We start from the raw sequence: 24416 nt of genomic DNA on the forward strand, positions 1-24416 counted from the left end.
TCTCTCATTACCCTCTCTTTCCTTATATCGACTAAGAAAGCTCAATTTTTTTACGATTCGCGATTCGGCAGGCACAAGATTGTGACAATTATTACGGCGGCGTGTAAAATAAAGATATGAAGGAGGCTTGATTACCCCATGGAAATCAAATTGATCGAACCTACTCCCAGCCCGAATACGATGAAGCTTCATCTGGACGAGACACTGGAAGCGGGCATTCGCAAAACATATACGCTGGACAACGAACGCTCCGCCCCGCCGATCATCGCGCGGCTGCTGCACGTCGAAGGCGTCAAAAGCATTTTCCACACGACGGACTTCATGGCGATCGACCGCAAGCCCGGCGCGGACTGGCCCGCCATCTTGTCCGGCGTCCAGGAAGTGTTCGGCAGCCGCTCGGACCTGCCGGTCGACTCGGACATCGAAGACGCGGCCGGCCATTTCGGCGAAGCGCAGGTGTTCGTCCAGTTCTTCCGCGGCATCCCGATGCAGATCCGGGTCAAATCCGGCCTGCAGGAAGAACGGATCGGCCTGGCCCAGCGTTTTGTCGACGCCGTGACGGAAGTCGCGAGCGCCACGATGATCAAGGAACGCAAGCTGACCGATTACGGCGTGCGCTACGGCGACCTGCCGGATATCGCGCGCGAAGTGGAACAGGAACTTGAAGCGGCCTTCCCGCAGGAGCGGCTGGAACGCGTCATCAAGCAGGCGATTGCCCACGGCGCAAAAGCGGAAGAATTCGTGGAGCAGCGCCGGGAATGGTCGCAGGCCGAGATCGAAGAGACGCTGGCCGGCGACGACTGGCGCCGCCGCTACGCGGCGCTTGAAGCGATGGAAGCGAGCGAGCAGACGCTGCCGCTGATCGAACGCGCGCTGGGCGACGACAAGATGCAGATCCGCCGGTTGGCCGTCGTCTATCTCGGCGACCTCAAGACGCCGGAAGCGATGCAGCTGCTGTTCCGGGCCATGAAGGACGGCTCGCCGGCCGTGCGCCGGACGGCCGGCGATACGCTGTCGGACATCGGCGATCCGTCCGCGACCCAGGTCATGCTGGAATCGCTGACCGACGTCAGCAAGATCGTCCGCTGGCGCGCCGCGCGCTTCCTGTACGAAGTCGGCACCGCCGACGCCCGGGAAGCGCTGGAACAGGCGTCGAACGATCCGGAATTCGAAGTCGGGCTGCAGGCGCGCATGGCGCTGGAGCGGATCGATTCCGGCGAGGAAGCGGCCGGTACCATCTGGCAGCAGATGGCCAAGAGCCGCCAGAAGCCGGGCGACCCGGCGTAAAACGGCCGCCCGGCCGGCCTTGGACCTGCCGGGCACGGTGCGGGAAAGATTGCGCGAAATAGGGTTGCCTCACGCGGGGCAATCCCGTATACTGTGAAAGTTGTTCGCCCTGCGAATGCAGGGCTTTTTTTGTTACTCCGGACTTGTTTGTCCGAATTCAATAGGCATTCCCTCATCGCACCGCAGTTCGAAGCGTTGATGAGGTAGAGGTTGCGGTGGCGATCAGTACACCGGCAGAGGCGCAGCAGAGCGCCAAAGAAGCCGGCCTGGAAAGGCGCACCCGCCGAAGCGCGGATTTCTCTGACCTGAATCCCGCGTTGGGCCCGTCTCCGACAAGGAACGGAACTGTCATCCGCCGCAGGGCGGATGTTGAGCTATCTTCACGAAACGAAGCGATTTTGCGATGCGGAATAGGCCCCAGCCGGCGGACCCGCGTCTTCCGGCTTTTTGCCGTACGCTTCTTTTCGTGAATTTTCAAACCCACACGAGGAGAGTTGACTTCCCATGACAGCATCGCACGAAAAAGCGCCTCAGGCGTCTCAACTGAAAAAAGGGCTTCAAGCCCGCCATATGACCATGATCGCCCTCGGCGGCGCGATCGGCACGGGACTGTTCCTCGCAAGCGGCGGGGCGATCGCCGGAGCCGGTCCCGGCGGCGCGCTGCTCGCCTACGCCGCCGTCGGCATCATGGTCTATTTTCTCATGACCAGCCTCGGCGAACTTGCGACCTACTCGCCGGAGCCCGGCTCGTTCAGCTCGTACGCGGGCCGCTTCGTCGATCCCGCCCTCGGCTTCGCCATGGGCTGGAACTACTGGTACAACTGGGCCGTCACGATCGCAGCGGAGCTTGCCGCCGCCACGCTGATCATCAAATACTGGTTCCCGGGCAGCTCGTCGTTTCTCTGGAGCGTGCTGTTCCTGGCCATCTTGTTCCTGCTGAACGCCATGTCCGTCCGCGCTTACGGCGAAGCCGAATACTGGTTCGCCCTGATCAAGATCGTGACCGTCGTCTTGTTCCTGATTATCGGCGTGGCGATGATCTTCGGCGTCATGGGCGGCGAATCGGTCGGCTTCAGCAACTTCACGACCGGGGACGCTCCGTTTAACGGCGGCTTCCTCGCCTTCCTCGGCGTCTTCATGGCCGCCGGCTTCTCGTTCCAGGGCACCGAGCTGATCGGCGTGGCCGCCGGCGAGAGCGAAGATCCGCGCCGCAACGTGCCGCGTGCGATCCGCCAGGTGTTCTGGCGCATCCTGATCTTCTACATCCTGGCCATTTTCGTGATCGGCCTGCTCATTCCGTACACCGATCCGAACCTGCTGAACGGCGAGCTGGACCAGATCGGCGTCAGCCCGTTCACGCTCGTGTTCGAACGAGCCGGCTTCGCATTCGCGGCGGCCGTCATGAACGCGATCATCCTGACGTCCGTGCTCTCGGCCGGCAACTCCGGCATGTACGCGTCCACCCGGATGCTGTACGCGCTCGCGATCGAAGGCAAAGCGCCGAAGTTCCTGGCGCGGCTGACCCGCGGCGGCGTGCCGATCAACGCGCTGATCATGACGGCAGCCGTCGGCATGCTCGCGTTCCTCGCTTCGTTTTTCGGTGACGGAGTCGTCTACAGCTGGCTGCTCAACGCGTCCGGCATGTGCGGCTTCATCACGTGGGTCGGCATCGCGGTCAGCCATTACCGCTTCCGCCGCGCGTTTATCAAGCAGGGCCGCAGCCTGGACGAACTGCCTTACCGGGCGCGCTGGTTCCCGTTCGGACCGCTGTTCGCTTTTGCGCTCTGCCTCTTCGTCATCGTCGGCCAGAGCCTGTCCACGATCGAGAACGGAAACGTCGACTGGATGGGCTTCATCGCGACTTACTTGAGCGTGCCGCTGTTCCTGATCCTGTGGTTCGGCTACAAACGGGTCAAAGGCACCAAAATCGTACCGCTGGAAGAATGCGACCTGAACGGGCGCGGCAGCGATCTGTAACCTGTCTTCTCCCATAAAAAAGAGCCTGGTACCGGTTGTCCGGTACGCGGGCTCTTTTCGTATGCCTGGCTTTCATGCGGCTCGCTTAATCTCGCTTGATTCCCACTCGGTATCCCTTAACTCCAATACAGCGTAACCTGCCAGTTGTTGGCGCCGGCAAGCGATTTGCTCGTGTAGCCGATCGGCGACAGACCCTGTCCGTACAACGTCAGCAGATCGTTTTTGAGCTTGGACTTCGTGCCTTTGTAACGGAACGTCAGGCTGCTCTGCCCGTCGCCGTCGGCCGCTTTTACGACCTGCTGCAGCACCGCCGCCGTCGTGACGAGCGTGGACGAAGTCGCCGAGTAGCCAAGCGCGACCCGCAGTTCTTTGGCCCCTTTTACCCCTTGGGCGATCAGGCTGTCCACCGTCTCGTTGTAGGGCGTGACCGCTTTGGGATAATGGGCCGTTTTCCACGTGTGATCCTGCTTCAACTGCTCGTCGGTCACGAGATAATACGAAGTCGACACGCGATCGCCGCGGTCCGGCACCGGATCGTCCCATGTCGTATCGATCTGATACCATTTGCCGTCCAGCTTCACCATGTTCCAGGCGTGCGCTTCGCTGCCGACGTAGCCTTCGACGATATTCGTCTCGAACCCGGCCTGCTTCAGCATGTCGTACGTGAGCAGCGCGTAGCCCTGACAGACGGTGCTGCCCGTCTTGAGCCCTTCGTACGCCGTGAATTTCGACAGCGTCGTATCGTATTTCAGCGTACGCACGACCCAGTCGTGGATCGCTTTGACTTTCTGGTGATCGTTCATGCCCGGCGTGACGATCCGCTTGAGCGCCGCTCCGACCTGCTGATGGACGTAAGCGCTCTGCTCGGCCGTTTCCCGGTACGTGAGCTTCACCGTGGCGGTGGCGGACGAACGGCTGCCGCTCAGCGAATAGGCGTAGCCTTTCATCGTGTAATGAATGTATGGGTTCTGGGCAATCGCCGCGTCCAGCGCGGGTTCGATCGCTCTTTTCAGTTGGTCGATCCCGCCGGAATAAGTCAGCTTCACGCTGTCCTTATGCGCCGACAGCGCCTGAAACAGCTGATTTTGCAGCTGAGCCTGCGCCTGGGTCTGCGATACGGATGCGGCGCTTGCGGACGGAGTCGCCCATAGAGGCTGGAATCCTCCGACCGTGCTTCCCGTCACCAGTGCGAGTGCCGTGCCCACTTTCAACAGCTGTCTTTTTGCTTTTCCCTTCATGTGCCTGCATTCTCCCCTTTATTGACGAAAGTCTCTTTCCTTATATCGGTATTCGGATCGTTTTTCGTTATCGCGCCGTATCATTTCATTGGGTCGTTTATTTGGTCTTACATTCGGTTGGACGACTCAAAAAGCCCCCCATTTTATTATGAACGTCTCCCGTCAAAAAGCAACTTCCTGCTGTTTCCCGATATTTTGGCGCGTGCGCACGGCAAAAAGCCGCTGCCCCGAAATCGGGCAAACGGCTTTTCGCATCGTATCGACGTCGGGTGCGAACCCGGCGCGGGCTTTAGCTGCCGCCGCGGAAAGCGGACAGTTTGCGATTCAATTCGGCCGTCTGTCCATAGACGTCCTGGTAGACGGCGAACAGTCGGTCATACGTCTGCGCGCGCTCCGCGTCCGGCTTGTACGTCACCGATTCGCGGATAAACTCGCTTGCGCAGTCCTGCAGCGTCTCGAACCAGCCGCTGCCGAAAGCGGCCAGCATCGCCGCGCCCATCGCCGGGCCCTGCTCGCTTTCGAGCTTGACGACGTCGGCGCCGAATACGTCCGCCTGCATTTGCAGCCATTCCTTGTTTTTGGCGCCGCCGCCGATCGAGACCACTTTGTCGACCGTCTTGCCGGCCGCGCGCAGGATATCGATCGATTCGCGCAGCGAGAACGTGATGCCTTCCATCACGGCCCGGGCGAAATGCGGCAGCTTGTGGCTGGCGTCGATGCCGATAAAGCTGCCCCGGATGTCCGCGTCCGGGTGCGGCGTACGTTCGCCGACGATATACGGCGTGAACAGCAGGCCGTTCGCGCCCGGCGATACTTCGCCGATGCCGCCGAGCAGTTCCTCGAAGGAGACGCCGCCGCCGAACGTTTCGCGGAACCACTGCATGCTGTAGCCGGCCGCAAGCGTGACGCCCATAATGTAGAAGGCGTCTTTTTCGCTGTGGTTGAAGAAATGCACTTTGCCTTCGAAGTCCAGGTCGCGGCGCGTCTCGTACGAGAGCACGACGCCCGACGTGCCGATGCTGCACATCGTCTGGCCTTCGCTCAGGATGCCCGCGCCGATCGCGCCGCAGGCGTTGTCCGCTCCGCCCGCGTAGACGCGCGTCGCGCCCGTCAGGCCGGTACGCTGCTGCATCTCGGGCAGCAGCGCGCCCGTATCGTCGAACGATTCGACGAGTTCCGGGAACAGCGACGGCTTGAGGCCGAACGCCGCGCCGATCTCTTCGCTCCAGCGCTTGCCGCCCACGTCCAGCAGCAGCGTGCCGGCCGCGTCCGAATAGTCCATCGCGGCCTGGCCGGTCAGGCGCAGGCGCACGTAGTCTTTGGGCAGCAGGAACAGCGCAGCCTGATCCAGGATTTCCGGCTCGTGCTCCTGCACCCAGAGAATTTTCGGCAGCGTGAAGCCTTCCAGCGCGCGGTTGCGCGCGATCTTCAGCAGCTTGTCGCCGAGCACCTGCTCGATCTTGCGGCACTGCGGCGTCGTGCGCGTGTCGTTCCAGAGGATGGCGCGGCGCAGCGCCCGGCCGTCTTCGCCGACGAGCACCAGTCCGTGCATCTGGCCGGAGAAGCTGATGCCTTCGATCTCTTCCGGCTGCACGCCGCTTGCTGCGAGCAGCTTGTTCAGCGACAGCACGGTCTTCTCGACCCAGTCTTCCGCTTCCTGCTCGCTGTAGCCCGGCTTCGGCTGGTACAGCGGATATTGTTCCGATTCTTCGCGGACGACGTTGCCTGTGCGGTCTACGAGCACCGATTTGACGGCGCTCGTGCCGAGGTCGATCCCGATTACGTAAGTCATAGGTGGTTCCTCCTTTGGGTGTGGAGCTTACGAATAAAGATAAAAGGACGGCTCCCCTCCCCGAAGGGAGCTTGCGGGAAGCCGTCCGATTATAAAGCGGTGATCGCTTATGCGATTCTGTATGTGTGGAACCCTGACGGCCGCGGCGGAAATCGCTGGGGGGACCTGGGAGGTTCGATGAAAACCGAACGGGGGAAGCCCGAAGGTTCAACGAGCACCAAACAAGTGAAACCTGAAGGATTCAGATCCAGAGATAAGCGTAAGCTGCGGCTTAGCCGGTCGAATTGCCGGCTTTTTTTGAGAAGATTTAAAACATTTAAAAGTCGCTAGGCGCGGAGCCGGATTGGGGGGATCCGGCGTGTAAAGATTATCGCTTGGCGCGGGAACTCAATTCGCCTTGCCCGGAGGGGTCGGCGAGTTTCGTTCCTTTAACCATAAATATATTGGTTAAGCACAGCTTGAAGCAGCTCTTGACGTCCCGATTTATTCGGGCGCGGGTTCTCATTATTCATCGCATACTCCGACAGGGAAGCCAGAGTCGTCTTGCCGGCTACGATATCGGCGCCGATGCCTTCGGAGAAGCTGCTGTAGCGTTCTTCGATCACTTTATCGAACGCACCGTCTTCGATCAGCTTGGCTGCGACTTTGAGGCCTTTGGCGTATGTGTCCATACCGGCGATATGAGCCAGGAACAGGTCGTCGGCTTCGAAAGAGTCGCGGCGCACTTTGGCGTCGAAGTTAATGCCGCCTTTGCCCAGGCCGTCGTTCTTCAACACTTCGTACATCGTCAGTGTCGAATCGTAGACGTTAACCGGGAACTCGTCGGTATCCCAGCCCAGCAGCATGTCGCCCTGGTTGGCGTCGAGCGAACCGAGCATGCCGTTAATGCGGGCTACGCGCAGTTCGTGTTCGAACGTGTGGCCGGCAAGCGTCGCGTGGTTGGCTTCCAGGTTAAGCTTGAAGTCTTTGTCGAGGTTGTACTTTTGCAGGAACGCGATCGAAGTCGCCGCGTCGAAGTCGTATTGGTGCTTCGTCGGCTCTTTCGGTTTCGGTTCGATCAGGAATTGGGCATCGAAGCCGATTTCCTTGGCATAGTCGACCGCCATGTGGAACATGCGGGCGATATTGTCCTGCTCCAGCTTCATGTCCGTGTTGAGCAGGGACATATACCCTTCGCGTCCGCCCCAGAAGACGTAGTTCTCGCCGCCGAGACGTTTGCCGACTTCAAGACCTTTTTTGATTTGGGCCGCTGCGTGGGCGTAGACGTCCGCATTGTTCGTCGAGGCCGCGCCATGAACGAAGCGCGGGTTCGTGAACATGTTGGCCGTGTTCCACAGCAGTTTTTTGCCGGTCGATTTCATGTGGGTCTCAATCAGGTCGACGATCGTGTCGATGTTCGCGAAAAACTCCTTGAGCGTCGATCCTTCAGGCGTAATGTCGATATCGTGGAAACAGAAGTACTCCAGTCCCATTTTGTCCATGAACTCGAAGCCGGCTTCGACGCGGGCTTTGGCCATGTCCATGCCTTTGTAGGAATGCCACGGACGGATCGCCGTCGTGTCGCCGAACGGATCGTTGCCTTCCGCCGTCAGCGTGTGCCAGTAAGCCATCGAGAATTTCAGGTGTTCGGACATTTTCTTGCCTGCGACAACCTCGTCCGCATTGTAAAATTTAAAAGCGAATGGATTTTGCGACTGACTGCCTTCGTAAGCCACTTTACCGATATTTTCAAAATAAGCCATGTAAGAAATGCCTCCTCGTAGGTTCGCGGAAATCGTTTACATGGATATCCTAGCACATCGCAAAAACTTTGTCTATTGGATAAACTAAGTCTTTCGCAAAAACTTCGGGTACGTTATAATCAGAAGATGATAACGTTACCAACCTACACGGCACAGGGAGTTTGCGCGGCGACCTTCTTTTCCCGGGACGTTTGGATTAAGATAACAAGAGGTTTGAGGCACGGATGGAGGAATCGAAATGAGGGTGACCGGGGATCAGGCGCTCGTGAAAAAATTGAACAAATCGATCGTGCTGGACACGATTCGCAGAAAAGGGCCGCTGTCGCGCACGGACGTCTCGGAACGGACCGGGCTCAACAAGGCGACCGTCTCCAATCTGACGACGGAACTGCTGGAGCAGCAGTTGGTCGAGGAGACCGGGCCGGGACAGTCCAGCGGCGGGCGCAAGCCGCTCATGCTGCTGTTCAACGCCGCGGCGGGCTGCGCGGTCGGGATCGAGCTCGGCGTCACCGCGGTCAAGGCGGCGCTGACGGATCTGCGCGGACGCATCCTGCTGGAACGCAGCGCGCCGCTTGCGGATCACGATCCGGAATCGGCTTTTGCGGCGATCCGGGAAGTGACCGCGCCGCTGCTTGAAGCGGCGCCGCATACGCCGTACGGGCTGATCGGCATCGGGATCGGCGTACCGGGCATGGTCGACGAAGACGGCGTCATCTTGTACGCGCCCAACCTCGGCTGGGAAGGCGTCGATCTCAAGAGTCGGCTCGAAGCCGAATTCGGCGTGTCCGTCGTCGTCGACAACGAAGCGAATGCCGGCGCGGCGGGCGAACGCGAATACGGCGCCGGCCGGCATGTGCGGCATCTCGTCTACGTCAGCGCGGGCATGGGCATCGGTTCCGGCATGATTATCGACGGACAGCTGTACAAAGGCGCGTGGGGCTACGCCGGCGAGACCGGCCATATGTCGATCGAAAGCGACGGCCGGCTGTGCAGCTGCGGCAGCCGGGGATGTTGGGAACTGTACGCGTCGGAGCGGGCTTACGCCTATGCCGACGGACTGGAGCAGGCGGAGCCGGCGCGGGACATGCCGGTGCTCACGACGCGGGAGCTGACGGAGCGGGCGAGCCTCGGCGATGCCGGGACGCTTGCGATGTACGCCGAGATCGGCCGCAGGCTCGGGATCGGCATCACCAATCTCGTCAACGGCTTCAATCCCGAGAAGATCGTCGTCGGCGGGCCGTTGACCGAAGCGAAAGCCTGGATCGAGCCCGCCATGCTCGCGGAGATCGCGCAGCGGGCGCTGCCGTATCACCGGCGCGAGCTGGCCGTCTCGTTCTCGGAGCTGGGCAGCCGCTCGGCGGCGCTTGGCGCGGCGCATCTGGCCGTCTCGCAGTTTCTCGGCCGCGTCCGCGTCTCGCTGTAGCGGGCAGCGAGGCGCCGACGGCCCAACTGACCGTCCGAACACGGACAGGCGAAAAGGCTCTCCTGCCTGATGCTGACCTGGAATCCACATTTTGCTGTTTGAACGGCTTGTTCAGAAGAAATGCTGACTTCCCGTCCACTTTTTCTTCAAAATTCGCTTTGGACAGGCCCTATCGAAGCAAAAAGCTGACTTCCGGTCAGCTTTTTGCTTTTTGAGCAGCTTTTTCGCATAAAATGCTGACTTTTGATCCGAATTAAGCGGCCAGGCACGCTGCGTGCCGGGCAAGGCGCTGACGAGCCCCCACGCTTGCCGATAAAAAGAGCAATCCGGCTCGGCTCGGCTCGGCTCGGCTCGGCTCGGCTCGGCTCGGCTCGGCTCGGCTCGGCTCGGCTCGGCTCGGCTCGGCTCGGCTCGGCTCGGCTCGGCTCGGCTCGGCTAACGGATTGTATGTCCTTTAGAATACCCAACCAAGCCTCCCCAAACTTTTAACGGATCGTAGTTCCGTTAGCTGCTTTTTATCACCTTTTTTTCGCCAAAAACAAGCCCCATTTCATTCTAAGCGTCCTCTGAATCCATTAGAATGCTCACACCTCCCTTGCCTTGTATCCACCGTTCATGCAAAAAACCCGGTTCTCCGCGCTGGAGAACCGGGTTTCCCGACACACTGAAGGCGAAGCCCCAAGGGGCTTCGCCTTTTCAATTTGCTTATGCATGATGCGTTACTACTTGAAATCCGGATTTACGCGTTCAACGCTTTTTCCAGCTGCAGCTTGTTCATGCCCACGATCTTCGCGTCGCCGATTACCGTAACCGGTACGGCGCGCAGACCCATATCCCACACCTGCTGCGCGAAAGCGTCGCTCTGCTCGATGTTGCGCTCTTCGTACGTGACGCCTTTTGCATTCAGATAAGTTTTGACCTGCGTGCAGTGCGGACAAGTCGTTTTGGTGTATACGATTGCGGTTGCCATATACTCTCTCCACCTTTTCGCTCTATTATTGGACTGGCTGTTGATTGGATATCCGTCGTCTTATATTGTAACGCGATCGCTCCGCAATACCAAGCGCGGAAACGATCGGAAGCGTGAAAAAGAACAGGTCTGGCGTAACGGATGCCGGGTCGGATGCTTGGATGGATGCTTAGACGACCGCTTCGGCTTCGGCGGCAGCTTCGGCAAATTCCAGACTCTCGATGAACCGTTCGCAGTCCATCGCCGCGGCGCAGCCGCTGCCCGCAGCCGTAATCGCCTGACGGTAGCGCGTGTCCTGCACGTCGCCGCAGGCGAACACGCCCGGAATATTCGTCTCGCTCGTGCCCGGCGTCACGACGATATAGCCGTTCTCGTCTGTCGTGACCTGCCCGTTCAGGAAGCCCGTGTTCGGATGGTGCCCGATCGCGACGAACACGCCGCTTGCTTCGAGCAGCTTCTCTTCGCCCGTGCGGTTGTCGCGGACTTTGAGGCCCTGCAGCTCCATGCCGCCTTTGACCACTTCAAGCGGCGTATGGTCGAGCGCCCATTCGATCTTCGGATTCTGGCGGGCCCGATCCTGCATGATCTTCGATGCGCGCAGTTCGCCTCTGCGGTGAACGAGCGTTACTTTGGTGGCGAAGCGGGTCAGGAAGTTCGCTTCTTCGATCGCGGAATCGCCGCCGCCGACCACGATGATTTCTTTGCCGCGGAAAAAGAATCCGTCGCACGTGGCGCAGGTGCTGACGCCCATGCCGATGTTCTCTTCTTCGCCCGGAATGCCGAGGTACTTGGCGCTTGCGCCGGTCGAAATGATCAGCGTGTCGGTGACCAGTTCGCCCAGCCCTTCCACGTTAAGCTTGAAAGGTCTTTGCGACAAATCGACATTCTCGACCCAGCCCGTACGGAACTCGGCGCCGAAACGTTCGGCCTGCTTGCGCATATTGTCCATCAGTTCGGGGCCCATGATGCCATCCGGGAAGCCCGGGAAGTTCTCGACTTCGGTCGTCGTCGTGAGCTGTCCGCCCGGCTGCGGTCCTTCGATAATCAGCGGGCTCATGTTGGCGCGAGCCAGATAGATAGCAGCAGTCAGTCCGGCGGGTCCGGTACCGACAATGATCGATTTATACATACGGTGATCCTCCTCTTTCTCAGTCATTCCTATTTTATAATGATTACAATGTAGTTCTCATTATGAATCCTGAAATGTATTGTGTCAAGTTGAATTTCCCGCTATGAAAATGAAGATTTCATGAACTGCCTGCCTGCCGGCGCAGCGAAAAGCCCATCTTCCGCCGCGGCGGAAAATGGGCTTTGCTATCGTTCTTCATGAGGCCGTTCGCGCGGCCGTTCGCGTTGTTCCCTGTTCTTCCCCGGCGGCCGAAGGCGGTTCGGGGTTCGGAGATCAGGCTTGACCCGAAGCCGCGATCGCCTGCTCCAGATCGTGCAGGATGTCGTCGATCGATTCGGTGCCGATCGACAGGCGGATCATGCCGGGCAGGACGCCGGACGCGATCTGTTCCGGTTCGCCGAGCTGCTGGTGCGTCGTGCTCGCCGGGTGGATGATCAGACTCTTCGAGTCGCCGACGTTCGCCAAATGCGAGAACAGCTTGACGCTCTCGATCAGTTTTTTGCCGGCTTCGATTCCGCCCTGAATGCCGAATGTCAGAATCGCGCCCTGCCCTTTCGGCAGATACTTATGCGCCAATTCATGCGACGGATGGCTCGGCAGGCCGGAGTAGCTGACCCACTCGACCCGCTCGTGGCCTTCGAGGAACTTGGCGACGGCCAGCGCGTTCTGGCTGTGGCGCTCCATCCGCAGATGCAGCGTCTCCAGCCCTTGCAGCAGCAGCCAGGAGTTGAACGGCGAGATCGTTGCACCCAGATCGCGCATCAGCTGCACGCGCGCTTTGATGATGTAGGCGATCGGGCCGACCGCCTCGGTGTAGACGACGCCTTGATAGCTCGGGTCGGGCTCGGTCAAGCCCGGGAAGCGTCCGCTCGCGGCCCAGTCGAACTTGCCGCCGTCCACGATGATGCCGCCGATCGAAGTGCCGTGGCCGCCGATGAACTTGGTAGCCGAATGCACGACGATGTCCGCGCCGTGTTCGATCGGGCGCAGCAGGTACGGACTCGGGAACGTATTGTCCACGATCAGCGGCACGCCGTGCTCGTGGGCAATGTCCGCCACCGCCTGAATATCCAGCACGTCGCCGCGCGGGTTGCCGATCGTCTCCGCGTAGACCGCTTTGGTCTTTTCGTTGATGACGCTGCGGAAGTTCTCGGGATCGCTCGAATCGACGAAATGCACTTTGATGCCGAGCTTCGGCAGCGTGACGGCGAACAGGTTGTACGTACCGCCGTACAGGCTGGCCGACGAGACGATCTCGTCTCCGGCTCCCGCGATGTTCAGCAGCGAGAACGTGATCGCCGCCTGGCCGGACGCGGTCGCGAGCGCTCCGGCTCCGCCTTCGAGCGCGGCCACGCGCTGCTCGAACACGTCGCTCGTCGGATTCATCAGACGCGTATAAATATTGCCGAATTCCTTGAGGCCGAACAGGTTCGCGGCATGTTCCGTATCGCGGAATCCGTAAGAAGTCGTCTGGTACAGCGGCACGGCGCGGGCTCCCGTAACCGGATCGATCTCCTGCCCGCCGTGTACGGCGAGCGTCTCAAAAGCAAGCTTTCTGTCTTCCGTCATGTTCGATTCCTCCCGAAATGCCGGCGCCTTGCGCCGGATAGTGAACGGAATCTCCCCCTGTTCCCGCCCGCGGACCGACTGCGGCCGCTTTGCGGCCGTTCGATGCGTTCCGCCTGCGCATGCAGCTCTGGATGCCTTCAAGCGATTGGGAAATTCCCTTGTCTTTAGTTCTTGAACGCGGTACTTGGCTCTTATTCTTACACAGATGGGCAGGAATGAAAAGACCTTAAAATAAATTCCGATCCGATTAGTGTGTTATGGAATGAAAAAGCGGCTCCGCCTGCGGGAGCCGCTTGAATCAGGTACCGGACGAAGAACGGCGCAGCATCGGCGCGATCAGTCCGGCTTCGGGTGCATGTAGCCCCAGCCGTAACCGGCCGCTTCGGACAGGTCTTCGGGCATGCCCGGCAGGATCAGCCCGCCGTCGATCCGCAGATTGATGCCCGTAATATAGGCGGCTTTGTCGGACGCCAGCCAGGCGATCGCCTCGCCGATGTCCGACGGCGTGCCCATGCGCCCAAGCGGAATCTTCCGCCCCAGCGGTTCGGTCCGGGCATCCTGCTCCGGCTTGTTGACCGTTGCGCCGGGCGCGACGCAGTTGGCGCGGATGCCGTGCGGCGCCCATTCCAGGGCGAAAGAGCCGCAGGAGCGGATCAGCGCGGCTTTCATGCCGCCGTAGATACTGTCGCCCGGATAGGCGCGTTCGCCGCGGGACGAAGTGATAAACAGGACGCTGCCCCGGATGCCGCGCTCGATCATCGACCGCACCGCGTATTTGGACAGCAGCACCGGCGCGGTGTAGTCCAGCGCGATCATGGCCGCCAGCTTTTCCTCTTCCAGTTCGATCAATTCGCCGGAAAATCCGTGCCCGGCGTTATTGACGACGAGATCGATGCGGCCGAAATGCTCCAATACGCCTTCGACGACGCGCTGCGGTTCGCCCGGCTGCGTCAGGTCGCTTTGCAGCGCAAACGCGTCCGCCGCGTAAATATGTTTCAGTTCCCGGGTGATGCCTTCCGGGTCATCCGAATCCGAATGATAGGTGAGCGCGATGCGATAGCCTTTCTGGGCCAGCACGTGGCAGATGCCGCGGCCGATGCCTTTGGCTCCGCCGGTGACGAGCGCTACGAGAACTTGTTCCGAATCCAGCACGTGATTGCTCATTTGCGTTCGCTCCTTTTGCCGTAGATCGGGATAGATGGACGTTCACGCCCCATTACCCGGCCCGGAGCCCGCATAAGCGCGAAACGCCCGATTCCTTACGCCAAACCGCCTGTTCAGGCTTCCGCGTACATGCGGCGCAGCGTATCGGCCGAACGCTTCGCTTCGCTCGCCGTGACGCCTTCGATCGAAATATCGATATGCGGCTTGTGTTCTTTGAGCAGCCGGTACAGCAGCGCCTTGTTCAGCAGGCCCTCGCCGATCGGCCGATCCAGCCGCGGCTGTCCGCTGCCGGCAAAGTGCCCGCCTTCGCCGAAGTCCACGTCTTTGGCGTGGATCAGCACCATTTTGTCGGCCAGCGTCTCGAACGCGTCACGGATCAGTCGATCCTGCTGCGGCAGCCGTTCTTCGTTGAGCAGATTGCACGCATCGAACAGCAGCCCGATCGTCGAAGACGGCACTTCTTCCAGCAGCCGGCGGAAATGGTCGAGCGAATGCAGCGTATGGCCGGCGACCGGTTCCATCGCAAGCTTCACGCCCCATTTCTCCGCTTCTTCCGCCAATTCGGATACGCTCTCCCGCAGGATGCCCCAGCCGCGTGCTTCGTAATCGGACGGATGATATTCGGCATACGTCCGGATCGAACCGGTCTCCGTCGCCACGAGGCCGCAGCCGAAATCGCACGCCAGGCGCAGATGTTCTTTGAAGCGCGCGATTTCGGCGCGCCTCACGCTCTCGTCCGGATGCACCGGATCGATATAGCAGCCGAGGACGGCGATGCGCACGCCTTCGCGGTCGAACGTCTCGGCGATATGGTTCGCAAGCCCCGGGCTCAATTTGCCGGGCGAGCAGTCGATATCCCCGATCGCTTTGAGCAGCGCGAGCTGCACGGACGTGAAGCCTTCGTCCGCCACTTTGCGCGCCAGTTCCGCCGCCGGAAGCTTGCCGTACGTATGGGCCAGAATGCCAAGTTTCATCTTATGATTCCTCCTCGTGGGGTGCGGGCCGTCTAGCGGTTCATCCAGCCTCCGTCGACGCAGAGCACATGACCGTTCACGTAATCGGCCGCCGACGAAGCGAGGAACACGGCCGGTCCGCCGACGTCTTCGGCGGTGCCCCAGCGATCCGCCGGTATGCGGGTCGTGATCGAATCGGTCCGCTCTTTGTCTTCGCGGATCGGCGCCGTGTTGTCGGTCGACATATAGCCCGGCGCAATCGCGTTCACCTGCACGCCTTTGGAAGCCCATTCGTTCGCGAACGCTTTGGTCAACCCGGCCACGCCGTGCTTGCTCGCCGTATAGCCGGGCACGTTGATTCCGCCCTGGAACGACAGCATCGACGCGATATTGATCACTTTGCCGCTGCCGCGCTCGACCATATGGTTGCCGACGAGCTGCGTCAGGTAGAAGACGGTCTTCAGGTTCAGATCCAGCACGTCGTCGAAATCGTCCCAGCTGTGCTGCGAAATCGGCGTGCGCCGGATGATACCTGCGTTGTTGACCAGAATATCGATGCGTCCCGCCGCTTCCAGCGCCCGGGCCACGACGTTTTCCAGTCCTTCTTTTTGGCTCAGATCGGCCTGGATCTCATACGCCTGGCGTCCGAGCGCCCGCACTTTCGCTACCGTGTCCGCGCACGAACTGAACGAGACGGCGACGATGTCCGCGCCCGCTTCCGCAAGCGCCAGCGTCATCCCCTGACCGAGTCCGCCGCTTGCTCCCGTTACCATTGCCACTTTGCCGCTTAGATCGAATATGCCCATGAGTGCCTCCCGAATATCGCCGAACCGCGGAAGCGGATTACGCCGGATAGCCCGGTTGTCCACTTCCGTCGTCCAGCCTGATGTTTTTTCGCGCAAAAAGTTCTTTCTGCGCCGCGTCCAGCCCGCCGTCGGTAATGATCACGTCCAGGTCCGCGCAGTCCGCGAACGTCCACAGCGCAAAGTTGCCGAATTTCTGGTGCTCGACTACGCCGTATACGTGCCGGGCTGTGCGGACGAGCGCCTTTTTGTACGGCACGAGATCGCCCGTATAGATCGAAGCGCCCAGTTCCGCATGCAGCGCGGTCGCCGACAGAAACGCTTTGCTGATATTCAGCCCGCCCACGAAGTCCGCGCTGCCCGGTCCGATCAGCACGTTGCGCACGCGCTCGCCGCCCGGCACGACCAGCCGAATCCGGTCTTTGCGCGCCAGCTCGCTGAGAATGAACAGGTCGTTCGTGATGACGGTCAGCGGCGCGTTCTCCAGCTGGCGGGCCATCTCGAGCGTCGTCCCGCCGCCGTCGAGCGCGATAATGTCGCCCGGCTCGATATAACGCAGCGCGCGGGCGGCGATTTCCGCTTTTTCCGCCGCGTGCCGATCTCCCGTTCCGCGGGGCGACAAGATGCCGAACTGGTCGTTTTGCGCCAGCATCGCTCCGCCGTGCACCCGCGTCAGCAGCCCTTTTTCTTCGAGCCGCGCCAGATCTTCCCGAATCGTCTTGCCGGTCACGTCCAGCAGCGAGCTCAATTCGCCCACGCCGATCTCCTGCCGTTCGATCAGGATTTCCATAATTTTCTCGTGCCGTTTGAGTGCGTTCATGTGTCGATATAGCCCCTATTCCGCAAAAAGTGATTAGGCTCTATTTTAAGTCTTTCATGTCCACCGCGTCCATATCGTCGAACAGCTGATTCTCGCCGCCCATCGCCCAGCAGAACGTGTAATTGTTCGTGCCGACGCCGCTGTGGATCGACCAGCTCGGCGAGATGACGGCCTGCTGGTTGCGTACGACCAGATGGCGCGTCTCCTGCGGCTCGCCCATGAAATGGAACACCGCGGCGTCTTCCGGCATATTGAAATACAGATACACTTCGGAGCGGCGGTTATGCGTATGGCACGGCATCGTGTTCCACATATTGCCCGGTGCAAGCTCCGTGATGCCCATGACGAGCTGGCAGCTCTCGATGCCGCCCGGCAGGATGTACTTGTTGATCGTGCGCTCGTTCGAGCTGTCGATACTGCCCAGATGCGCTTTGATCGCTTCGCCCTGACCGGCTTTGCGGGTCGGATACGCTTTGTGGGCCGGCGTGGAGACGAGGTAGAACCTGGCCGGGCTGCCGCCGTCCGCGCTGCGGAACGTCACGTCGCGAACGCCGAGGCCGACGTACAGACATTCGTTTTTGCCGACTTCGAACGTCTCGCCGTCCGCCGTCACGGAACCTTCGCCGCCCACGTTGATGATGCCGACTTCGCGCCGCTCCAGGAAGTAGTCCGCGCCGATCTGCTTGAGATCGACTTCCAGCTTGATCTCGCCCGATACGGGCACGGCGGAGCCGACGATATAACGGTCCACATGCGAGTAAACGGTTACAAGTTGATCCGGCGCAAACAGCGTCTCGATCAAAAATTCCTCCCGCAGTTGGGTCGTATCAAAAGTCTTGACGGCGTTCGGGTGCGAAGCATAACGGTTTTCCATAACATTCATCCTTTCGGGTTGGGAGTGTGAAGAACTTGCCGGGCGGACCCTTCATGCTGCTATCCAGCGCAAATACGCAAATGAACGTTTATATAGGTTCATTTTAGTTCTTTTATTTCCTTTTGTATAGACTTTCCGGTAAAAAAGAAAACTTCTCCGGCGCCGGCGCAAACATTCAGCTTTCGTTCAGCGCCTTTTCAGATTCCGCTCAGGCTTGAGGCTTATACTCGGAAGCAAACAAAGCGGCACGGCAAACAGGCGGACCGCGACGCTGTCCGCCTTTTCCTGCCCGACCGGAGGAATCGCGCATGAATCTGTTTTCGCTTCGCCGAATCGATCCGCTGCCCGCGGCGCTTGCCTTCGCGGCCCTGCTGCTATCGCTGCTGCGGATCGACAAATCGGGCTATCTCAACGCTTATTACACGGCCGCGGCCGTCAGCATGAGCCAGAGCTTCCACAACTTTTTGTACAATGCGTTCGATCCCGGCGGCTTTATCTCGATCGACAAGCCGCCGGTCGCGTTCTGGCTGCAGGCGATCAGCGTCAAGCTGCTGGGTCTGCACGCCTGGAGCCTCGCGCTGCCGTCCGCGCTGGCGTTCGCCGGCTCGGTCGCGCTGCTCTACGTGCTCGTGCGGCCTTCGTTCGGTCTGGCGGCGGCCCGGCTGTCCGCGCTGATTCTGACGCTGACGCCGATCGCCGCGGCGGTCAGCCGGACCAACAACGCCGACAGCGTGCTGCTCTTCTGCCTGCTGCTTGCGACCCTCGCCTTGCAGCGGGCCGTGCGTACCGAGAGTACGCTGCGGCTGTGCGCCGCGGCGGCGCTCGTCGGCGTCGGCTTCAACGTCAAGATGATGCAGGCTTACCTCGTGCTGCCGGCGTTCGCGCTGTTTGTACTGACGGCCCGCACGCTGCCGTGGAGACGCCTGCTGAAGCAGTCGGCGGCGGCGCTGGCGGTGCTGGTCGCCGTCTCGCTCTCGTGGGCGACGTTCGTCGACGCCACGCCGGCCGACCAACGCCCCTACGTGGGCAGCAGCATGCACAATTCCGTGCTGGAACTTGCGCTCGGCTACAACGGCATCGGCCGGCTGACCGGGCAGATGGGCGGCAGCGCGAGCGCCGCCGTTCTGAGCTCAAGCAGCGAAGACGGGCCGCCCGGCCCGCTGCGTCTGCTGGACGTCAAGCTGGCCGGGCAGATCTCGTGGCTGCTGCCGTTCGCGCTGTTCGGCGCGGTGCTGTTGGGGGTGAGACGTCCCAAGCTTCGGGCGGACGTGCTGCTGTGGGCCGGCTGGCTGCTGCCGATGATCGTCGTGTTCAGCGCAGCGGGCTTTTTCCACCGCTACTACCTGGTCATGCTGGCGCCGGGCATCGCGGCGCTTGCCGGGGCCGCGATCGCGGAGCTGTGCCGCAACCGGCAGCCGGCCTGGCTGCTGGCCGGCGGCGCGGTCGCTTTCGGCACCGCCGCCTATATCGCGGGCACCGACGGGCTGCCGCGCCTCGGCCTGGCCGCGGCGGCGCTGGGCGCCTCGGGCCTCCTGCTCGCGCTGGCGCTTCCGCAGGCGCGCGCCGCTTCGAAGGCCGCCCTCGCGCTCTGTCTCGCGGGCGTGCTGGCCGCGCCGGGCTTCTGGTCGCTCACGCCCGCCCTGTACGGCGGAAGCGCCCGACAGCCTTATGCGTCGCCGTATCTGGCGGACGGCGACAGCTGGAGCCGCGACGGCGAGCCGCTCGACGCCGCTCTCGTGCATTACCTGCTCCGCCACCGCGGAGACGCCAAATACGTCGCCGCCATACCTTCGTCCAACAGCGGAGCCGATTCGCTCATTATCCAGACCCGCGAGCCGGTGCTGGCGTGGGGCGGCTTCAAAGGCGCCGACCCCGCTCTCGGCGTCGACGGGATACGCCGCATGGCCGCGACCGGGCAGGTGCGCTACGTGCTGCTGGGCGGCTCGCACGACTCGGCGGACGCCGTCGCCTCGTGGGTGCGGCAGCATGCCGCGGTCGTCCCGCGGTCCCGCTGGGACGTCATGAGCCGAGGCGAAGCTTCGGGCTTCTCCGCGGCTGCAGGCGCCGAAGCCGAGCAAGCCGGCACGGTCGCCGGCATGCTCGGCCGCGCCGTCGACCTGTTGGGGCTGCACCGAAGCTATACGCTGTACGATCTGGATAAGGGGGATTCTTCCGTTGAGAACAGCTAGTGCGCTCGGCCGTCCGCTGCGCTTCGCGATCGTCGGCGTATCCAATACGGCCGTCGATTTTATCGTCTTTTTCCTGCTGCAGGGCTGGCTGGGTCCGCTCGCCCAGGCTGCCGGATATGCCGCGGGCACGGCCAACAGCTATGTCTGGAACCGCGGCTGGACGTTCCGGAGCGATTCTCCCGCGCCCAGAGGCGAGCTGCTTCGCTTTTTGCTCGCAAATGGGGTCGTCGCTCTGCTCACTTCTTTTTTACTCATCCGGCTCGAACCGTTCCTGCCTCTGTGGATATCCAAAATCGCCGTAACCGTTCCGGGCCTTGCGCTGAACTACATGCTGAGCCGCTATTGGGTCTTTCGCGTCACCCGAACTCCGCTCTGATCCGCTCCGTCAGCTTCCCGGCCGCCCGGACATGCGTCTTCCTCGTCGGATGGTAATCCGACGTCCGTCCGTCTTCGTCGCGCTGCACGTCGAATCTCAAGGCGGAGACAGACGTGTCGCCTGTCGCTTCGACGTACCGCTTCACGGCCTGTTCCACCAGCGGATATAACCGATCGCCCATGATGCCGAGCGTGCACAGAATCGGGGCCTCGGCGCTGCGGCTTCGCACCTCCTGGAGAAAAGCGGTATACCGCTCCGCAAACTCCGCCTGCCGCCGGAGATCGCTTTGCGCATACGAATCGTCGTTCGTGCCGAGGTTGATCACGATCAGGTCGGGCACGAAGCGCGAGAAGTCCCACTCCACGCTCAGCGGATTCAGCGTGCCGCCCGGTCGGCCTTCGGACTTGGCCCATTTGGCGTAGTAGTCCGGCACCAGATGGGTCAGCAGCTTCTCGCCGTTCTCCGTATACCCCGAGATAAGGCCGTAGCCGCTGTACGAGACCATGCTGTAATCGGCGTCGAGCGCTTCGGCCGTTAAGTACGCGTACGTCCCGGTCACGTCTTCCGTCGCCGTGGAGAACGCATGCAGCGGGTCTTCGTCGTCGATGCCGTATCCGCACGTGATCGAGTCGCCGATAAATTCGATACGGCGGCTTCTGCCCGGCGTCGGGCGGATGCCGTCTTCGGCGTCGACCGCGATCGCCTGGATGCCGACCGTCGACATGGCGGCTTCCGACAGCTTGAGAATGCCGATCGTGACCTCCTGCTGCTCATAGCTGTCGAACACGGTATACACTTTGCGGGCTTCGTTCATAAGATCGTCCACGACCCGCTGCCCGTTCACCGTAATGCCGATCCGGGCAAAATTATTCGTTCCGCCGACGGTATCGTCGCCGATCAGGGCAATCTGCGCTTTTTTTCCGTAAAAAGAAAACTCCGCGCCGCTGCCCGACAGGGCCAGCCACAGCGCATCGTCGTATTCGTGCGTTCGGCCAAGCTTTTTCACGTAACCTTCCGCCGCTTTGAACGTTTTCATTGAATGTTTTCCGCTCCTTTTGATAAGTTTTCCCCGAGATGCACGCGAATAACGATGTCTTGATCATGATTGCCGAAGCCCGCTCCGTACAATGTGAGTCCGCCGACATGCTTCGCCTGCTCGTCCACCCCGAAGCGCAGCGTCCAGAACGGCTCGTTCAGGCGCAGGTCCGCGGCGGTCACGTCCGACATATACTCTCCGTCGATAAAAGTGCCGCGCGCGTCGACCCGTATCGTTTTGAGCAGCCCGTATTGATTGACGTTGCGATGCCACCACGTCGGCGTGTGCCGCCCGCGCGCGGCCCGACCGAAATCGGCCGGACTCGTCCAGATGCCGAGAGACACGCCGTTAAATACAAACCCGATGTCCGAAGGCCAGTCGTCCCGCAGCCCCGGCGCTTCGGAAGCCAGTTCCATCGAAATTTCGATCGCTTCCGCCGCCTGTTCCGGCAGCAGGTAATTGGGCGTTTTGTATTCGACGAATCCCTGCCCGAACCAGAGAATAGCCGCCTGCACGCGTTCCGGATCGAAGAAATAGCGCGGATCGTCCCACACGCCGATCTCTTTCTCCAGCGTCCCGAGGCCGCAGGTCGGCCGTATATCGAACGCCGTATAATGGCCGATCGCGATCGACTGCTCCCGGATCTTCGACGTTTGGCGTTCCGACGGCAGCTCGATCTCGATACGGCTTTCCGCGAGAAAACAAATCTTGTGCGTGCCCCCGTTCAGGCGCACCCGGCGGCTGCCGGTCAAGCCTGCCTGTTCGAGCTTGCGGATATGCAGCGTCACGATCGACGGGCTGAGCCCAAGTGCCGCCGCCAGGTCTTTGACGTTGCGTTCCCGCTCGGCCAGCAGATTCATGATCTGCCACCGGACTTCGCTCGCCAGCGCTTCGTAGATCGGCATGCATCCCGCGTCCCCGTTGACTTTGAGCATCTTCCGTCTCCTTCTTGATTGTTGAAATCATATCGGCATTCATTCAACCCAATTTCTGCGCCGATTTTACTGTATCATATTGTGAACCGTTTTCGAATATTGTTTAATTGGCTTAATTGCTCTAACTTTATCGATTCACGCAAAAGCGAATTCAACTTATCCCACATTCGAAAAAGGAGCACAGCATGAAATACAACAATCCCGTGATCAAAGGTTTCTATCCCGATCCGAGCGTCTGCCGGGTCGGCGATACGTATTACCTTGTGTGCAGTTCGTTTCAATATTTTCCCGGCGTTCCCTTGTTCGAGAGCCGCGATCTGATCAATTGGACGCAAATCGGCCACTGCCTGACCCGGGAGAGCCAGGTGCGGCTTGGCGGCGTGAACAGCTCCGGCGGCGTCTTCGCTCCGACGATTCGTCATCATGCCGGCCGGTTCTACATGACGACGACCAACGATACGACGCGCCAGAACTTCTACGTCTGGACCGACGATATCCGCGGCGAATGGTCCGAACCCGTGTACGTCGATCAGGGCGGCATCGATCCGGATCTGTATTTTGAAAACGGCCGGGCGTTCTTCATGAGCAACGGAACGGACGACGACGGGATCGGCGGCGTGGTGCAGTGCGAACTCGATATCGAGACCGGTGCCAAACGTTCGCCGAGCCGCTCGATCTGGCAGGGAACGGGCGGACGTTATCTGGAAAGTCCGCATCTGTACAACATCGACGGCCGCTACTATCTGATGGCCGCCGAAGGCGGAACGGAATACGGCCATATGGTCGTCTACGCGCGGGGCGACAGCCTGTCCGGCCCGTTCGAATCGTACCCGGCCAATCCGGTGCTGACCAACCGCAATCTGGGCGGCTACGAGCTGCAGGGCATCGGTCACGGCGACCTCGTGCAAGACGGCGAAGGCCATTGGTGGATGCTGCATCTCGGCTTCCGGCAGATCGGGCGCTGGCTCACCTATCACCATCTGGGCCGCGAAGTGTTCCTCACCCCGGTCACGTTCGGCGCGGACGGCTGGTTCACCGCCGGGTATGACGGCTTGACGCTGACGTCGTTCACGACCGACCGGATTCCCGAGGCGGTGCGCCAGCAGGAGAAGAAGCTCGATACGTTCGACAATACGGATTGGAGTCTGGACTGGTGCTATCTGCGCCATCCGGTGCCGTCGAATTACGAGCTGGGCGAAGAGGTGCTGCGGCTGCGGGGCACGGCGGTCAGTCTGGACGAAGCGGCTTCGCCGACTTTTATCGGGCTGCGGCAAAAAGACTTCGACGCGACGATCGCCTGCGAAGTACGGCTCTCCGGCCGAGAAGGCGAAGCCGGCCTCACCCTGTACATGGACGAGAACCACCGCTACGACCTGGCTGTGCGCACCGATGCCGACGGCAGCCTCAGCGTGATCAAGCGACTCAACGTCGGCGACATCAAGTCTATTGAAAAAGAGATTCCGCTCAGCCGTGCAAGCGCCGTCCGGCTGCTGATCCGCTCAGGACACGAACGCTACCATTTCTTCCTCGTCGAAGACAGCCGCGAGATCCCGCTTGGCAGCGCCCAGACCCGCTATCTCTCGTCGGAGGTCGCAGGCGGCTTCACCGGCGTCGTGGTCGGATTGTACGCGGTAGGCGAAGATGCGGAAGCCGAATTCACCGACTTTGCGTGCGAATACGCGTAAATCGCCGCGGCCGTTTCCCGCTTGATTGTTTGCTTGATTGTCTGCAATCGCGTTTCTTCGCAACAAAAAAAGAGCCCGCCGAAGCGGGCTCTTTTTCGTTGAAGCTGTCTACATTTTCATGCCGATCGAGTTGTTGCCCATGATCCAGATCGAACCGACGACGATCGTCAGCAGGATCAGAACCCCGAAGATCAACGTGATCAAGTTCCAACGCGGCTGCTCTCCGTCACGCACGTGCATGAAGAAGATCAGCTGAACGAGAAACTGGAGCGTTGCCGTAACCATGATGACCGCGATGGTCGCCGTACGGCCCATCATGTCGTTCAGGACGACAACGAGCGGGATGATCGTAAGCACGATCGAAATGATATAGCCGATGATGTAGGATTTGAGCGAACCGTGCTCGTGACGATCCCCACCGTGGCTGTTATGCGCGTTGTTGTGATCCGCCACC

At 60.8% G+C, this 24416-nt stretch carries 20 protein-coding genes and 1 riboswitch; of the genes, 6 read left to right on the plus strand and 14 right to left on the minus strand.

The genetic code is table 11. The features are described 5' to 3' along the window. The first annotated feature begins 138 nt into the window (after positions 1-138). Positions 139-1287 (plus strand): virulence factor, encoded by a 1149-nt coding sequence (locus tag FFV09_RS07100; RefSeq protein WP_141447200.1) that lies wholly within the window; start codon positions 139-141, stop codon positions 1285-1287. 196 nt (positions 1288-1483) lie between these two features. Next, a riboswitch (Lysine riboswitch) is annotated at positions 1484-1672 on the plus strand. A 119-nt stretch (positions 1673-1791) separates the two neighbouring features. Beyond that, positions 1792-3264, plus strand: coding sequence for an amino acid permease (locus FFV09_RS07105; RefSeq protein ID WP_141447201.1), 1473 nt, complete (start codon positions 1792-1794; stop codon positions 3262-3264). 116 nt (positions 3265-3380) lie between these two features. Here the strand turns inward: FFV09_RS07105 and FFV09_RS07110 are convergent, their stop codons facing one another. The 3 genes from FFV09_RS07110 to xylA form a co-directional block, all read right to left on the minus strand. Continuing rightward, on the minus strand, positions 3381-4502 hold the full coding sequence (locus FFV09_RS07110; RefSeq protein ID WP_141447202.1) for a transglutaminase domain-containing protein: 1122 nt from the start codon (positions 4500-4502) through the stop codon (positions 3381-3383). Between the two features lie 289 nt (positions 4503-4791). Next, entirely contained in the window at positions 4792-6294 is a 1503-nt protein-coding gene (gene xylB, locus FFV09_RS07115; protein ID WP_141447203.1) for a xylulokinase, read from the minus strand. Between the two features lie 428 nt (positions 6295-6722). Beyond that, a complete protein-coding gene (xylA, locus tag FFV09_RS07120) occupies positions 6723-8036 on the minus strand; it encodes a xylose isomerase (RefSeq protein ID WP_141447204.1) in 1314 nt (437 codons plus the stop codon). Between the two features lie 238 nt (positions 8037-8274). Here xylA and FFV09_RS07125 point away from each other — a divergent pair, with 238 nt between their 5' ends. After that, positions 8275-9459, plus strand: a complete 1185-nt coding sequence (locus FFV09_RS07125; protein WP_141447205.1) for an ROK family transcriptional regulator — start codon at positions 8275-8277, stop codon at positions 9457-9459. Between the two features lie 739 nt (positions 9460-10198). Here FFV09_RS07125 and FFV09_RS07135 read toward each other — a convergent pair. The 8 genes from FFV09_RS07135 to kduI all read right to left on the minus strand — a co-directional run bounded on the left by FFV09_RS07135 (position 10199) and on the right by kduI (position 17741). After that, a complete protein-coding gene (locus FFV09_RS07135; protein ID WP_141447207.1) occupies positions 10199-10429 on the minus strand; it encodes a glutaredoxin family protein in 231 nt (76 codons plus the stop codon). A 169-nt stretch (positions 10430-10598) separates the two neighbouring features. After that, the gene (trxB, locus tag FFV09_RS07140) at positions 10599-11558 is read right to left on the minus strand and encodes a thioredoxin-disulfide reductase (protein WP_141447208.1); all 960 of its coding nucleotides are present in this window, start codon (positions 11556-11558) and stop codon (positions 10599-10601) included. Positions 11559-11831: 273 nt separating this feature from the next. Then, on the minus strand, positions 11832-13127 hold the full coding sequence (locus tag FFV09_RS07145) for a homocysteine synthase (protein WP_141447209.1): 1296 nt from the start codon (positions 13125-13127) through the stop codon (positions 11832-11834). Positions 13128-13463: 336 nt separating this feature from the next. Next, complete coding sequence (locus FFV09_RS07150) at positions 13464-14291, minus strand: SDR family NAD(P)-dependent oxidoreductase (protein WP_141447210.1); 828 nt, start codon at positions 14289-14291, stop codon at positions 13464-13466. Positions 14292-14404: 113 nt separating this feature from the next. Beyond that, on the minus strand, positions 14405-15265 hold the full coding sequence (locus tag FFV09_RS07155) for a sugar phosphate isomerase/epimerase family protein (protein WP_141447211.1): 861 nt from the start codon (positions 15263-15265) through the stop codon (positions 14405-14407). A gap of 32 nt (positions 15266-15297) precedes the next feature. Then, on the minus strand, positions 15298-16050 hold the full coding sequence (gene kduD, locus FFV09_RS07160; RefSeq protein WP_141447212.1) for a 2-dehydro-3-deoxy-D-gluconate 5-dehydrogenase KduD: 753 nt from the start codon (positions 16048-16050) through the stop codon (positions 15298-15300). Positions 16051-16087: 37 nt separating this feature from the next. Next, positions 16088-16867: a DeoR/GlpR family DNA-binding transcription regulator gene (locus tag FFV09_RS07165; protein ID WP_141447213.1), complete on the minus strand. Its 780-nt coding sequence runs from the start codon at positions 16865-16867 to the stop codon at positions 16088-16090. Positions 16868-16907: 40 nt separating this feature from the next. Beyond that, the gene (gene kduI, locus FFV09_RS07170; RefSeq protein WP_141447214.1) at positions 16908-17741 is read right to left on the minus strand and encodes a 5-dehydro-4-deoxy-D-glucuronate isomerase; all 834 of its coding nucleotides are present in this window, start codon (positions 17739-17741) and stop codon (positions 16908-16910) included. A 308-nt stretch (positions 17742-18049) separates the two neighbouring features. Here kduI and FFV09_RS07175 point away from each other — a divergent pair, with 308 nt between their 5' ends. Both FFV09_RS07175 and FFV09_RS07180 read left to right on the plus strand, forming a co-directional pair. Continuing rightward, positions 18050-19930 carry a glycosyltransferase family 39 protein gene (locus FFV09_RS07175; RefSeq protein WP_141447215.1) on the plus strand — a complete coding sequence of 627 codons (1881 nt, stop codon included), beginning with the start codon at positions 18050-18052 and terminating at the stop codon, positions 19928-19930. After that, complete coding sequence (locus FFV09_RS07180) at positions 19917-20306, plus strand: GtrA family protein (protein WP_141447216.1); 390 nt, start codon at positions 19917-19919, stop codon at positions 20304-20306. The genes FFV09_RS07175 and FFV09_RS07180 overlap by 14 nt, the downstream gene beginning before the upstream one ends. Here the strand turns inward: FFV09_RS07180 and FFV09_RS07185 are convergent. Both FFV09_RS07185 and FFV09_RS07190 read right to left on the minus strand, forming a co-directional pair. Beyond that, on the minus strand, positions 20287-21342 hold the full coding sequence (locus FFV09_RS07185) for an SGNH/GDSL hydrolase family protein (protein WP_141447217.1): 1056 nt from the start codon (positions 21340-21342) through the stop codon (positions 20287-20289). The genes FFV09_RS07180 and FFV09_RS07185 overlap by 20 nt on opposite strands. Continuing rightward, on the minus strand, positions 21339-22277 hold the full coding sequence (locus FFV09_RS07190; protein ID WP_141447218.1) for an ArsR/SmtB family transcription factor: 939 nt from the start codon (positions 22275-22277) through the stop codon (positions 21339-21341). The genes FFV09_RS07185 and FFV09_RS07190 overlap by 4 nt, the downstream gene beginning before the upstream one ends. 185 nt (positions 22278-22462) lie before the next feature. On the opposite strand from FFV09_RS07190, the gene FFV09_RS07195 reads away from it, so the two are divergent. Further along, positions 22463-23962, plus strand: coding sequence for a glycoside hydrolase family 43 protein (locus FFV09_RS07195; protein ID WP_141447219.1), 1500 nt, complete (start codon positions 22463-22465; stop codon positions 23960-23962). A 108-nt stretch (positions 23963-24070) separates the two neighbouring features. On the opposite strand, the gene cyoD is transcribed toward FFV09_RS07195, so the two are convergent. After that, on the minus strand, positions 24071-24415 hold the full coding sequence (gene cyoD, locus FFV09_RS07200) for a cytochrome o ubiquinol oxidase subunit IV (protein WP_141447220.1): 345 nt from the start codon (positions 24413-24415) through the stop codon (positions 24071-24073). Between the last annotated feature and the right edge of the window lies 1 nt (position 24416).

It is taken from the genome of Saccharibacillus brassicae (genome assembly GCF_006542275.1).
Taxonomy (GTDB): domain Bacteria; phylum Bacillota; class Bacilli; order Paenibacillales; family Paenibacillaceae; genus Saccharibacillus; species Saccharibacillus brassicae.